Origin of the sequence: Pseudomonas sp. S49 (assembly GCF_009866785.1) — a bacterium.
GTDB lineage: Bacteria > Pseudomonadota > Gammaproteobacteria > Pseudomonadales > Pseudomonadaceae > Aquipseudomonas.
The window spans coordinates 1,951,295-1,964,967 of record NZ_CP019432.1 but is presented as its reverse complement, the minus strand read 5'-3'; the positions used below and the strand labels follow the sequence as shown (position 1 = coordinate 1,964,967).

Genomic DNA, 13,673 nt, shown 5'->3' with positions numbered 1-13,673 from the left:
TTGAGGCTGGATAACGGCGGGCAGGCACAAGAATAGACGGCAAAAAGCCTGGCATCGCCCACCGTGATGCCGCTGGATGGATCAGGCCGGTCTCCGGGCTCATGAGCGGCGTTGGCCTGACTGCGCGCCTTCCCGCTTCTTTCGAGGCAGTGGCTCAAGGCGCAGCTTTCACTCATTTACCGTTGCGGGGGCAGCGCCGGGATCGTGGTAGTTCTTCGCTTGAAGACAACCCTCACCGGCTTCCCTGTTTCACTCTGTCGACGCAGGTCACAGAGCACCTGAAACAAGCCGCGAAGGTTAGAGGGTTGGGGGTGGAGCGTCAATTAAAGAGGCGGCCATCGGGCGAATAACTGCCGCCAATCAATTATCTGCCGCCAATCTTGTGCCACACTGATACAAGTGATATCAAAGAGCCATGCTTTTCCCGAAAAGCCCACCACAACAATAAAGGATGATGACGATGCAAGGCATGATCATCAGCAACCCGCGCCTGGAATTCCTGCGCCCGGTGCTCGAACGCTGGTTTGACTGTATCGACCGTTACAACGCCGTGCGCGGCGACAGCGACACGCCTTACTGGCATGACGAGAAAGCCAATCTCGGACTGCTCTCGGCGGCGGCCTGGATGGCTGAGCTGGTGACTTTGAACGAAACTCCCACGCGCAAGCAGAACGAAGAAGGCGAGCGCAACGCTCGCGCCGATCTGTTTCTGGCCGGCGCCGAAGACCGCGCCTTTATCCAGGCCACTCAACGCTGGCCGAAGGTCACCAACCTGAATCTGACCCAAGCCCTGCTCGATATCACCAACGACGCCAAACGCATCAGCTATGCCAGCGACCTCAAGCTCGGCTGCCTGTTTATCGCGCCGCAAAAACCCCAGCACAGCGCCAGCCCCGAAGAGCTGCAGGACATGGTCGACGATCTGCAAAAGGAACACACCTGCGCGGTCGCCTGGTATTTCCCTTACGCCTACCGCAAGTTGCGCAGCGAAGCGGGCAACTATCACCCGGGCATCGCCGTGCTGTTCAAGGAAGCCCGCAGCTGAGCAGTTGAACCATCGGGCTTGCGCCCTCCTCTATGATTAGGAATGCATTCATAGGGAAGATCAGCAATGCGCAAGCCCCAGCTCGTTTTTGTCATCGCCTTCGCCGGAGGGCTCGCCGCCTGCGGTGAGACCTCCAGCCTGCAAGTCTCCGACGGCACCGGCCCGTCGCCGAAGCTGCCCGAACCGAACAAGACCCTGATCCCGACGGTGAACATCGCCCCGGCGATCGGCTGGCCCGAGGGCGGCAAACCGACAGCGGCGGCTGGCACCCAGGTGGCAGCGTTCGCCGAAGGCCTCGATCATCCGCGCTGGTTGTATGTGCTGCCCAACGGCGATGTGCTGGTGGCGGAAACCAATGCTCCGCCAAAACCGGATGACAGCAGCGGGATTCGCGGCTGGGTCATGAAGAAGGTCATGGGCAAGGCCGGCGCTGGCGTGCCCAGCCCAAACCGCATCACCTTGCTGCGTGACGCCGACCACGATGGCGTCGCTGAGACGCGCACAGTGTTCCTGCAAAACCTCAACTCACCTTTCGGTATGACGCTGGTCGGCAACGATCTGTACGTCGCCGATACCGATCGCCTGCTGCGCTTTAACTACGAACCGGGCGCGACCGAGATCAAGTCGCAGCCAATCAAGGTTGTCGATTTGCCTGGCGGCACGCTGAATCACCACTGGACCAAAAACGTCATCGCCAGCAAGGACGGCAGCAAGTTGTACGTCACGGTCGGCTCGAATAGCAACGTCGGCGAAAATGGTCTGGATAAGGAAGAAGGTCGCGCCGCGATCTGGGAAGTTGATCGGGCGACCGGCAATCACCGGATCTTTGCCTCGGGCATCCGCAACCCCAATGGCCTGGCCTGGGAACCCACCAGTGGCGCGCTGTGGACGGCAGTGAATGAACGTGACGAGATCGGCAGTGATCTGGTGCCGGACTACATCACCTCTGTGAAGGACGGTGGTTTCTATGGCTGGCCGTTCAGCTACTACGGCCAACATGTCGATGTCCGCGTTACGCCGCAAAACCCGGATCTGGTGGCCAAGGCCATTGCCCCGGATTACGCCGTCGGGCCGCACACTGCGTCTTTGGGCCTGACGTTCGCCGAGGGCAACAACCTGCCGGCGCAGTTCAAGGAAGGTGCCTTTATCGGCCAGCACGGCTCATGGAATCGCAAACCGCACAGTGGCTACAAAGTGATTTTCGTGCCGTTTACCGGCGGCAAGCCGAGTGGCACACCGGTGGATGTGCTGACCGGGTTCCTCGACAAGGATGAGAATGCACTGGGCCGCCCGGTGGGCGTGGTGATCGATCAGCAGGGTGGCTTGCTGGTGGCGGATGATGTCGGCAACAAGGTTTGGCGAGTGTCGGCCAGCAAATAATTTTCGCCATGCACAAACAACTGTAGGAGTGAGCCTGCTCGCGATAGTGCCATATCAGTCGACATCATCGTTAACTGAATGACCGTTATCGCGAGCAGGCTCATTCCTACATTAGTGGATTGTGTGCGGCTTGAATTAAGGGTTATGCGCCAAATGCTCCGGCTGCAACACCCGCTTGGCACTCAGATAAGCCTTCTGCCAATACGCCTTCGACAGACTGTCCAGCTTCACCGTGCCGCCCGTGGCCGGCGCATGCACAAAGCGCCCTTCGCCGACGTAGATCCCCGCATGACTGACCTGCGAGCCGCCATTGGTGGCGAAGAAGATCAGATCGCCGGTCTGCAAGCCTTCCTTGCCGACATTCGGTGCCTGCATGACGATCAGCTCACGCGTCGAACGCGGCAAAGAGATGCCCGCCGCATCACGGTAGACAAAACCAATCAGCCCGCTGCAATCAAACCCCGAATCCGGCGTGTTGCCGCCCCAGCGATAAGGCGTGCCGACCAGACCGAGCGCGCGAAACAGCACGTCTTCAGCAGCCGGTGAAAAAGCTTGGGAGGGGCCGAACACGACCGGCGCGCGAACCACCGGCGCAGGAGGCGGTGTGCGACTGGCGCAGGCGCTGAGCAGCGCTGCGAAGAAGATCAAGGTGAGGCGGGCCGACATCGTCATAAGCAGAACATCCTGATCTGGCTGCGGCTTTTTCTGCCGGAGGACAGAAAACAAAACCGCCTGCGTGAGCACGCAGGCGGTTTGCCATCAATATAGATACAGGATTCTAGCGGCTACGCGGCAAACTTCAAGTAAGACTTTAACTTCACCTTGTAAAGTCTAGGTCTACTCCGTTACCGGAAGCCTGATTGTCGCCGCGAACGCAGCGACAACGGGGGATTATTTGCGAGCAGTGACTACAGTCGGAGCGTTGGCCAATGCGCGTTTCGCTTCGATGAAAGTCTTGCTCCAGTAGCTATCACCCAGGCTGTCGATGCGAACACCGCCGCTGCGACGACTGCTGGAGTGGATGAACTGGTTGTCACCCAGGTAGATCCCGGCGTGACTGACACGACCGCGACGACCGTTGGTGGCGAAGAACAGCAGATCGCCCGGCTCAAGGTTGCTGCGCGAAACCAGTGGCGCATCAACGTTGATCATTTCGCGAGTGGAGCGTGGCAGGTTCATGCCGGCTTCTTCGCGGAACAGATAACCGATGAAACCGCTGCAATCGAAACCGGCTTCAGAGGTACCGCCGAAACGGTAACGGGTACCGATCAGGGACATGCCGCGTTCGAGGATGCTGTCGGCCAGAACAGGAAGCTGGTAAGGCTTCTTGCCATTGAATTCGTTGAGTTCTTTTTCGGTGTCCAGCTCTTCCTGGTAAATAACGGAAGACTGGGCCGTGGCAGAATTTTTAACCTGTTGAGGCTGCTCTTGAACTGGAGAATGAGCAGCGCAACCGTACAACAGGGTGACGAGTGCGAGAGGCACGAGGGGTGCGAAGCGCTTTAGCATGGGCACGACCGTGGCTGATAGTTGTAAAGAAGCCGAGACTATGCCCGCTATCAACCTCATTTGCAAATTCAATCGATCTTTTTGTGACTTCTCGGTTTCTCGTTTACATCTAAGCGCTTAAGCCCATTTGAACCGATACGCGGCCTGCACACCCTGCAGGAAAGCGGATTTTCTGGCGCCTGAAATATGCCGAGACACGCTGAAAGCCGCGCCGTTACCAGCCTAGCGTTTCTTTCAGGAAGGGAATGGTCAGCTTGCGCTGAGCCTGCAACGAAGCCTGATCGAGCTGTTCAAGCAAGTCGAATAGCGCACTCATGCTGCGGGTGCCGCGAGTCAAAATAAAATGCCCGACTTCATCGGTCAGGTGCAGACCGCGACGCGATGCGCGCAACTGCAAGGCACGCAATTTGTCTTCATCGGAGAGCGGACGCATCTGGAAAATCAGCGCCAGGGTCAGGCGCGATTTCAAGTCAGCCAGTTTGACCGGCAGTTCACGCGGAGACGTGGAAGCGGCGATAAGCAGACGCCGACCGCTGTCACGCAGACGGTTGAACAGATGAAACATCGCCTCTTCCCAGTCAGCCTTGCCGGCAATCACCTGCAAGTCGTCCAGGCAAACCAGTTCGTACTGTTCAAGGTTATCGAGGATTTCGACACCGCGATCCATCAACTCGGCCAACGGCAAGTACACCGCCGGCTCACCCATCTGCTCGAATCGCAGACACGCCGCCTGCAACAGATGCGTACGCCCTACGCCGTGTTTGCCCCACAGGTAGATCAGGCTTTCTGTCCAGCCGGCGTCGGCTTCGCATAGACGCTCGACATAGCCGAGTGCAGCGGCATTGGCGCCTGGGTAGTAGTTGATGAAGGTGGCGTCGTCACGCAGACGCACACCTAGGGGCAGCTGAATCGGTTTCATGCTGACTGAACAGTTCTCAAGGAACCGTTAGTGGCCTCTGTGTAAAGTTTGCGAAGTTTATACCCGTGAAGCTGAGCGCACAATGCGACAGAGTCCAAGCAAAATCAAAGGTTTGCGTTAACACGCTGGTTTTATGACAGATTCTTTGGCGCCAGCGCCTGCAGGACACGGGCCAACCCGGCGATTTGCCGGGCCGCCCCTGTGCCATTACAACTGCGGATCGTCAACGCCACTATAGATGTCGGAGTCCTTGTACAAGTCGTGCACATGGCGCACCAGCACCATGATCACCGCCGCCACCGGCAATGCCAGCAGCACGCCGGTGAAACCGAACAGCTCACCGCCGGCCAGAATCGCGAAAATCACCGCCACCGGATGCAGACCGATACGATCGCCCACCAGCAAAGGCGTCAGCACCATGCCTTCCAGCGCCTGACCGACCATGAACACCGCGACGATCCCGACCATCGGATACAGATCGCCACCGAACTGAAACAACCCGGCAATAAGCGCAGCGCCAATACCGATCACGAAGCCCATGTAAGGCACGATCGCCGCCAGCCCCGCAATCAGGCCGATCAACAGCCCCAGCTCCAGCCCGACGATCATCAGGCCCGCTGCGTAGATCACGCCCAGCGCCACCATCACCAGCAACTGACCGCGAACAAACGCGCCCAGTACCTCATGACATTCACCGGCCAGCGATACGATGGTCTCTTCCCGATCACGCGGCAGCAGGCTGCGGATCTTGGCCATCATCACGTCCCAGTCGCGCAACAAGTAAAAACTTACTACCGGGATCAGCACCAGATTGGCCAACCAGCCAATCAGCGCCAGACTCGAAGCCGTCGCCTGACTCAGTACCACGCCGACAATGTCAGTGGTCTGACCCATGTGCTCGCTAATGGCTGCCTTGACCTTGTCGAACTTCCAGAAACCGTCCGACAACCCCAGCTTCGACTGCGCCCACGGCACTGCCGTGTGCTGCAGCCAATCGAGCATTTGCGGCGCCAGTTCGTACAAACGCAGCAACTGCTTGGCGAGCATCGGCACCAGCACAAGCATCAGCGCCGTGACGATCAAGGTGAACAGAGCAAACACCGCGATCACGCCCCAGGTTCGCGACAAACCAAGCCGCTCCAGGCGATCCACCAGCGGATCGAACAGATAGGCCAGCAGCAGCGCCACCAGAAACGGCGTGAGGATCGGGTGCAGCAACCAGACAAACGCGCAAAGCAGGACAACCCCACCGAGCCAGAACCAACGCCGCGTATCGGCCATTTACCACTCCTGTTGCTTCTATATAAAGAAAGACTTACCAGCGAAACCGCAACGATGGTGCTGCCGGTGTCGGGGCTGGCGCCGCGACAGGTGTTGCACCGCCAGCCACTGGCTGCGGCGCCGCCACCGGGGCGGGTGCTTCGGCGGGCAACTCCTGCAACCTGGCCAGCGACAACTGCGCACGCATCTGATCGGCACTGCCATTGACCCGATAAACGATACGATCGCCATCAACACTTTGCAGACGCACGCCAAACGGTTCGAGTAACCGCAACAACGCCGCGTAATGCTCCAGATTCATGCCCTGCACTTCCAGGGTTTGCAGCCCCGAAGCACCGGGCTTTGCGACAAAACGTGGCGCCAGCCGCTCAGCCACCGCCAGCATCACTGCGTCAGCGACAGCAGCCTGATCGGCGCCCTGCACGCTGCCCGCCTCTTTCTGATCGCCCAGCCACAAGTGCCATTTGGCCTGCCACTGCCCGCCTTCTTCACGGGCATGCACCGCCAGCAAGGCGTCAGCGTTGTAGCGCTCCGAAGCACCGCGCAGTGGCGCCGGATCCGTGCCCTCAAGCGCTGGCGCAGTGGCAACCAACTGCTCACTCAAATCAGCCAGCGGCAAACGCAACGGCAAGCCGCGGTGTTGCGCAGCCGTACGCAACGGCGCCGCAGCGGCCTGACCATCACCGATCAGACTCGAACCTTCAGCCGAATCATTCAGCCACCAGCTCAGAATCGACGGGCGACTGGCGCCCCACACGGACAACCCGGCACGCCGCAACGCCTGCTCGGTGGTCGCCGGATCGAAATCGACCTTCAGCACCTCCGGTGGCCCGGCATCAAAACCGAACTGACTGATGATTTGCTGCGGATCCTTGCGAATCGCCGCCAGCCCCGGACTCTGCGGGGCTTTGGGATCACCGGTCAGGCGCAACACCAGGGTATCGAGCGCTGCCTGCGTGGCGCGATCACGTTCTTCCGGCGCCTGACCGTTGACCGGCTCGCGCACTTGATAAAGGCCTTTGAGGTTTTCGGCGTGACTCGCCAGGCTGATCAGAGACAAACAACCCACAAACAACAATTTACAAAAACGCATGGAGAATTCCCGTCGACAGGAGCGGCTGGAACACGCCGCGTGAACCGGTTGAGCAAGGCTGTGACAATCTGCCAGCACCAAACATTCACACGACAGCGGTAAGTTTTTGCACAGTGATAACGATAGACGGTTAATCGCCCCACCTTATACAGGCGTTCATACACCTCAATTGCAAAAAATTTCCGCTGATATGGCCCTGCCCGTCGGTGCGAGGATGGCCGCTGCCCCTCAAGCCTGATAAAATCGCGCGCCTTCGCAGACCGGCAATAGCCGGGCACCTCGAAACTCGCGTGAGGCCATCGCCCCCACGATTTCGAAGTTCCCGCTGAACTCGGTCGTTACCCCTGAATCCCCTCCCCTAAAGGCCTGGATCATGAGCAAGCAACCCTCCCTGAGCTACAAGGACGCCGGTGTAGACATCGACGCCGGTGAAGCATTGGTCGAACGCATCAAGAGCGTCGCCAAGCGCACTGCGCGCCCGGAAGTCATGGGCGGCCTGGGCGGTTTCGGCGCCCTCTGCGAAATCCCGGCCGGCTACAAGCAGCCAGTGCTGGTGTCCGGCACCGACGGCGTTGGCACCAAGCTGCGTCTGGCGCTGAACCTGAACAAGCACGACAGCATCGGCATCGACCTGGTTGCCATGTGCGTCAACGACCTGGTGGTTTGCGGCGCCGAGCCGCTGTTCTTCCTCGACTACTACGCCACCGGCAAACTCAATGTCGACACCGCTGCCCAAGTGGTAACCGGTATCGGCGCTGGCTGCGAACTGTCGGGTTGCTCGCTGGTTGGTGGCGAAACCGCTGAAATGCCAGGCATGTACGAAGGCGAAGACTACGACCTGGCCGGCTTCTGCGTCGGCGTTGTGGAAAAAGCTGAAATCATCGACGGCTCGAAAGTCGCCACCGGTGACGCGCTGATCGCGCTGCCATCGTCCGGCCCGCACTCCAACGGCTACTCGCTGATCCGCAAGATCATCGAAGTTTCCGGTGCCGACATCGAAAACATCCAGCTCGACGGCAAACCGCTGACCGACCTGCTGATGGCCCCGACCCGCATCTACGTGAAGCCGCTGCTCAAGCTGATCAAAGACACCGGCGCCGTCAAAGCCATGGCCCACATCACCGGTGGCGGCCTGCTCGACAACATCCCGCGCGTTCTGCCAAAAGGCGCTCAGGCGGTGGTTGACGTGGCTAGCTGGACTCGCCCGGCGGTATTCGACTGGTTGCAGGAAAAAGGCAACGTTGACGAAACCGAGATGCACCGCGTGCTGAACTGCGGCGTTGGCATGGTCATCTGCGTGGCTCAGGAACACGTAGAAGTTGCGCTGAACACCCTGCGTGACGCCGGCGAACAGCCTTGGGTCATCGGTCAGATCGCTGCCGCTGCCGAAGGCGCTGCTCAGGTTGATCTGCAGAACCTTAAGGCTCATTAATGTCCGCAACCTGTGATGTCGTGGTGCTGTTGTCCGGCACCGGCAGTAACTTGCAGGCTCTGATCGACAGCACGCGGACCGGCGACAACCCGGTCCACATCGCTGCAGTGATTTCCAATCGCGCCGACGCCTACGGCCTGCAACGCGCCAGTGACGCGGGTATCGCTACCCGCTCACTGGATCACAAGGCATTCGAAGGTCGCGAGGCCTTCGATGCTGCTCTGATCGAACTGATCGACGAATTCAATCCGAAACTTGTGGTGCTGGCCGGCTTCATGCGCATTCTCAGCGCTGATTTCGTTCGCCACTACCAGGGTCGCCTGCTCAACATCCACCCGTCGCTGCTGCCCAAATACAAAGGGTTACACACTCATCAGCGCGCGCTGGAGGCCGGCGACACTGAGCATGGCTGCTCCGTGCACTTCGTCACCGAGGAACTCGATGGCGGACCACTGGTCGTACAAGCAGTATTACCGGTAGAGTTGCACGATACGCCGCAGAGTCTTGCGCAGCGAGTACACGTTCAGGAACACCTGATCTACCCGATGGCAGTTCGCTGGTTCGCCGAGGGCAGACTGGCACTCGGTGAACACGGTGCTTTACTGGATGGCCAGTTACTCGCGGCCAGCGGCCACTTGATTCGACACTAGGAGATATTATGCGTCGCGCCCTGCTCTTCGCTTGCGCTCTGCTCGCCCTGCCCTTCGCGCAGGCAGCGGACCTTCAACCGTTCTCCGCCAGCTACACCGCCGACTGGAAGCAACTGCCAATGAGCGGCACCGCCGAGCGCAGCCTGGTCAAGGAAGCCAACGGCGTCTGGAAGCTCAGCTTCAAGGCCTCGATGATGATCGCCAGCCTGACGGAAGAAAGCACCCTGACCCTGGACAAAGACACTTTGCTGCCGCAGTCCTACCACTTTGAACGTGGCGGTCTGGGCAAGGCGAAAAAGGCTGATCTGGATTTCGACTGGAACAGCAAAATGGTCACCGGTACCGACCGTGGCGACGCGGTGAAGATCCCGCTGAACCGTGGCATGGTCGACAAGTCCACCTATCAGTTGGCACTGCAGCATGACGTCGCTGCCGGCAAGAAGACCATGAGCTATCAAGTGGTCGATGATGGTGAAGTCGATACCTATGACTTCCGCGTGCTGGGCTCGGAAAAAGTCGAGACCAAGGCTGGCAAGATCGATGCGATCAAGGTCGAGCGCGTACGCGACCCGACACAAAGCAAGCGCACTACCGTGCTGTGGTTCGCCAAGGATTGGGATTACCTGCTGGTTCGCCTGCAACAGGTTGAAACCGACGGCAAGGAGTACAACATCATGCTCCAGGACGGCACCGTCAACGGTAAAACCGTTAAAGGCAGCTGATCCGCCGCAAGAACAAAGAGCCCCGCGAAATGCGGGGCTTTTTTTTGCCTGCTGGATTGGAGACTTGTGCCTGGCTCGCCCCTCACCCCAGCCCTCTCCCGAGGGAGAGGGAGCCGACCGAGATGTCTGGCTTTATGCATCGACCTGAAAAATCGAGTCGATTAGGGATTCGCCAAAGCAAGATCAGGTCGGTGTAACTCGCCAATCTCCCACGGTCAGTCCCCTCTCCCCTTGGGAGAGGGTTAGGGTGAGGGGCTTTTGAAGGCAAACCTCAAACCGAGAACTTGGCGACCATGCTGTTCAAATCCACCGCCAACCGCGACAGCTCCTGACTCGCCGCACTGGTCTGATTGGCCCCCGCCGAGGTCTGCATCGCCAGATCACGAATGTTCATCAGATTGCGATCCACCTCCCGCGCCACCGCCGCCTGCTCCTCCGAGGCACTGGCGATCACCAGATTGCGCTCATTGATCAGCGTGAACGCCGAGGCGATCTCTTCAAGCGCAGTCCCGGCCGCCTTGGCCAGCTCCAGCGTCGAACGCGCGCGCACATTACTCTGCTGCATCGAACTCACCGCCGAATCGGTGCCCTGCTGAATCCCGCCGATCATCTGCTCGATTTCCCGGGTCGACTGCTGCGTGCGATGGGCCAACGCCCGCACCTCATCCGCTACAACCGCAAACCCACGCCCGGCATCACCGGCGCGAGCAGCCTCAATCGCGGCATTCAATGCGAGCAAATTGGTCTGCTCAGCGATCGAACGAATCACATCCAGCACTTTGCTGATGCTGTAGACCTTCTGCGCCAGATCTTCCACCTGACTCGCATTGGCTGTCACATCATCGGCCAGCGACTCAATGGACAGCACCGTTTGATGCACCTGCTCGCGGCCATGCTGGGCAATGCGATCGGATTCACGAGACGCCTCGGAGGTGGCCACGGCATTGCTTGCCACTTCCTCCACTGCGGCCGTCATCTGATTGACCGCCGTAGCCGCCTGTTCGATTTCCAGGCTCTGCTGGTGCAACCCGCGCGTAGCGTCTTCCGTGACGCAACTCAGCTCCTCCGACGCCGAGGCCAACTGGCTGGAGGACTCGGAGATTTGCCGAATCGTGTCGCGCAGGTTGTGCTGCATACTCTTGAGTGCGTGCAGCAGTCGCGCCGGCTCGTCCTTGCCACTGATGCTGATATCGCCAGTCAGATCACCACCGGCCACCACCTCGGCGACACCCAGCGATTGCGCCAGCGGCAGCACGATGCTGCGCGTCAGCAGCAGGGCCAGGCCTATGGTGATCAGCGCGGTAACGCCGATCATCACCCCGACCCAAACCCGCGAATTGGTAAACACCAGCCGCGCTGCTTCGGTGGCGAGATTGGCATTGTGTTTATTCAGCTCAACCAGCTCGCGCAAAAGCACTGCGATTTCATCGGCCAAGGGACTCATCTGCCCATTGAGAATGGTCGCGGCCTCCTCGACCCGATTCTGCGCCGACAACTGCATGACCTGTGCCTGAAACTCCAGATACTGGTGCTCGGCAACCTTGAAGCGGTCGAACAGCCTGCGCTCCTCGGGCAGTACGATCAGCACGTCATAACGCTGCTGGGCCTCACTGAGCACACCGCGTAATTCATTGAGCTTGGCAACGTTCTGTTCGAGCGTCTGCGGATCCCGATTGAGCAACAGACGCATGGTCAGCGCGCGCAGGCGCAGCATGTCCTGACTCATCTCACCGACTGCCATGACACTCGGCAGCCAGTTGTTATCAACCTCGTCGGACTGCGCGCGCATGTTCGACATTTGCAATAAAGCGAACGCCCCAAGGGCAAATACCATCAACGCCAACAAGCCAAAACCGAGGCCGGCGCGCGGGGCAATATTGAGACTACGGATACTCATTGCTCTGGTTCCTTCCAAAAGCGCTGCATCAACCCTGCAGCTGGTTGCTTTAGAAGGTATCGGCCCGGTGAAAATTTGCGTAAGACGAAAAGGCGATATCAAAAGGCCTTGATCCTTCGAACCGTCGGCATTAACGATTCAGCGTGGTTTTGCCGGACTTGAACTCCGTTCGCGGCAAGATAGCCAGGAAGTTATCTCTCGCGACCTTTTGCGCAATGTTCTCCGGCAGGGCATCAAGGAACGGCTTGAAGCTGTGTATTTCCTGACCGAGCTTATTGAAACGCCCTACCACATCGGAGCCAAGCATGAAGCGTTCGGGGTATTTCTCGACCAACGCCAGCCATTCCGGTCGCGGTTTGCCCTGCTCGTCCAGCAGATACGGCTTGAGCATGCTCCAGGACAGATCGATAAACAGGTTGGGATACGCCTCAAGCATACGCGTCAGGGTTGGCAGCAGAAATGTCAGCTGGGTCTGATGTCGATGAATCTCCGCGCTGGTCCCGGCGTGGGCCCAGATGAATCGCGTGTGCGGATGATTACGCAGCGGTTCTTCGATTTCCTTCAGGTACAGCGGATTTTTCTCACGCTTGGAGGTGATGTTGGAATGCAGCAACACCGGCAGATCGTTCTCGGCTGCCAGGTGATAGATCTTGGTCATCGCTTCGTTGTTGGCGCGCGGCGTATCGCCAGAGGTCAGCGCTGTCAGGTCATCATGGCGGGTGAACACCTCGCCGATGCCCTGCCACAGCCCCGGATAAAGATCGAGCATGCGCTGGATGTGCGCGGCGGAGTTCTTGTCGTTCGGGTTGAATCCGGAAAGAAACGGATGAAAGTACGGGCGTTGTTCTGCGCTCAGTTTTTGCACGGCGTCGGCGACAATCACGTCAGTCGCGCTATACCAGTAAGCATCGGCGTCATCCCCGGCGTAATAGCGCGGGCGCTTGGGTTCGTCCTCATGCCACTTCTTAGCAACCGGAATGCCGGAAATCATCACATGCTCGATGGAATTGTCCTGCATGGCCGTCAGCAATTTCGCCATGCCCGCGCTTTCCTGGAAAAAATCGACGTAATGCAGGTGCGCATCGCTGTAGGTGTATTCGCGGGCGCTGACGTTGCCGGCAAGCAGCAGAAGGCAGGCGAGACTCAAACGATACAGGGACACAAGTAATCTCCAGAAAGTAGGCATAGCCTAGACCGCGCCCCGACAACAAGGGTTCATCCCGCAGGAAAGTGGAACGCGTACCGGTGGGAATGCTCTATAACTGCAAGGTCTTTTTTGATCGAAGCGACTTTTCCTACTGCCAGTGAGGTTCCCATGACCGTTACCGTCAATACCGTCTCCGCTGAAGGTTTCCGCCATACCGTACAGATTGATGACCACGAACTGTTTGCCGACGTACCGAAATCCGCCGGCGGCGAAGGCTCGGCACCTGAGCCGCACGACTATTTCGATGCGGCCCTCGGCGCCTGCAAAGCGCTGACCCTGAAGATGTACGCGAAGAAGAAAGACATCCCGCTGACCGGCGTCGGTGTCGACGTCAAACGTGACAACAGCGAAGAGCAAAAAGGTAAATACGTCTTGCACGTCACCCTTACTCTCAAAGGCGTCCTGACCGACGCCCAGCGCGAGGAACTGCTGCGCGTCGCCGACCGTTGCCCGATTCACAAACTGATGACGACCACCGACGTCAGCATCGAAACCCACGCCCCACAAGGCTTCGACAGCCAGTAATCCTCCTCACGCC

General features: G+C 59.1%; 13 protein-coding genes and 1 riboswitch. Of the genes, 6 read left to right on the top strand and 7 right to left on the bottom strand.

Annotation, left to right across the window (positions count from 1 at the left end; genetic code table 11):
- Positions 1-66 precede the first annotated feature (66 nt).
- A riboswitch (cobalamin riboswitch) is annotated at positions 67-297 on the bottom strand.
- 163 nt (positions 298-460) lie between these two features.
- Together PspS49_RS08660 and PspS49_RS08655 are read left to right on the top strand one after the other, a co-directional pair.
- Positions 461-1,045, top strand: a complete 585-nt coding sequence (locus tag PspS49_RS08660; protein ID WP_150774386.1) for a hypothetical protein — start codon at positions 461-463, stop codon at positions 1,043-1,045.
- A gap of 66 nt (positions 1,046-1,111) precedes the next feature.
- Entirely contained in the window at positions 1,112-2,425 is a 1,314-nt protein-coding gene (locus PspS49_RS08655) for a sorbosone dehydrogenase family protein (protein WP_160038833.1), read from the top strand.
- A 135-nt stretch (positions 2,426-2,560) separates the two neighbouring features.
- On the opposite strand, the gene PspS49_RS08650 is transcribed toward PspS49_RS08655, so the two are convergent.
- From PspS49_RS08650 to PspS49_RS08630, 5 genes are all read right to left on the bottom strand, one after another.
- Positions 2,561-3,097: a C40 family peptidase gene (locus PspS49_RS08650; RefSeq protein ID WP_007919825.1), complete on the bottom strand. Its 537-nt coding sequence runs from the start codon at positions 3,095-3,097 to the stop codon at positions 2,561-2,563.
- A 219-nt stretch (positions 3,098-3,316) separates the two neighbouring features.
- Entirely contained in the window at positions 3,317-3,934 is a 618-nt protein-coding gene (locus PspS49_RS08645) for an NlpC/P60 family protein (protein WP_007919826.1), read from the bottom strand.
- Positions 3,935-4,148: 214 nt separating this feature from the next.
- Positions 4,149-4,853: a DnaA regulatory inactivator Hda gene (hda, locus tag PspS49_RS08640; RefSeq protein ID WP_007919828.1), complete on the bottom strand. Its 705-nt coding sequence runs from the start codon at positions 4,851-4,853 to the stop codon at positions 4,149-4,151.
- Between the two features lie 207 nt (positions 4,854-5,060).
- Positions 5,061-6,134 (bottom strand): AI-2E family transporter, encoded by a 1,074-nt coding sequence (locus PspS49_RS08635; protein ID WP_102900818.1) that lies wholly within the window; start codon positions 6,132-6,134, stop codon positions 5,061-5,063.
- Positions 6,135-6,168: 34 nt separating this feature from the next.
- Complete coding sequence (locus tag PspS49_RS08630; RefSeq protein ID WP_160038831.1) at positions 6,169-7,227, bottom strand: DUF2066 domain-containing protein; 1,059 nt, start codon at positions 7,225-7,227, stop codon at positions 6,169-6,171.
- A gap of 373 nt (positions 7,228-7,600) precedes the next feature.
- On the opposite strand from PspS49_RS08630, the gene purM reads away from it, so the two are divergent.
- From purM to PspS49_RS08615, 3 genes are read left to right on the top strand one after another with little or no spacing between them, the layout of a single operon-like run.
- Positions 7,601-8,659: a phosphoribosylformylglycinamidine cyclo-ligase gene (purM, locus tag PspS49_RS08625; protein WP_077571719.1), complete on the top strand. Its 1,059-nt coding sequence runs from the start codon at positions 7,601-7,603 to the stop codon at positions 8,657-8,659.
- Positions 8,659-9,309, top strand: a complete 651-nt coding sequence (purN, locus tag PspS49_RS08620; protein WP_150752228.1) for a phosphoribosylglycinamide formyltransferase — start codon at positions 8,659-8,661, stop codon at positions 9,307-9,309. Before purM ends, purN begins: the two co-directional genes overlap by 1 nt.
- Before the next feature lie 8 nt (positions 9,310-9,317).
- Complete coding sequence (locus PspS49_RS08615) at positions 9,318-10,031, top strand: DUF3108 domain-containing protein (protein ID WP_127926356.1); 714 nt, start codon at positions 9,318-9,320, stop codon at positions 10,029-10,031.
- Between the two features lie 271 nt (positions 10,032-10,302).
- Here PspS49_RS08615 and PspS49_RS08610 read toward each other — a convergent pair whose 3' ends face one another.
- Both PspS49_RS08610 and PspS49_RS08605 read right to left on the bottom strand, forming a co-directional pair.
- On the bottom strand, positions 10,303-11,928 hold the full coding sequence (locus PspS49_RS08610) for a methyl-accepting chemotaxis protein (protein ID WP_127926354.1): 1,626 nt from the start codon (positions 11,926-11,928) through the stop codon (positions 10,303-10,305).
- 130 nt (positions 11,929-12,058) lie between these two features.
- Positions 12,059-13,090: an amidohydrolase family protein gene (locus PspS49_RS08605; RefSeq protein ID WP_174245050.1), complete on the bottom strand. Its 1,032-nt coding sequence runs from the start codon at positions 13,088-13,090 to the stop codon at positions 12,059-12,061.
- A 153-nt stretch (positions 13,091-13,243) separates the two neighbouring features.
- Between PspS49_RS08605 and PspS49_RS08600 the strand changes: the two genes are divergently transcribed.
- A complete protein-coding gene (locus PspS49_RS08600) occupies positions 13,244-13,660 on the top strand; it encodes an OsmC family protein (RefSeq protein ID WP_007919858.1) in 417 nt (138 codons plus the stop codon).
- The last annotated feature ends 13 nt before the right edge of the window (positions 13,661-13,673 follow it).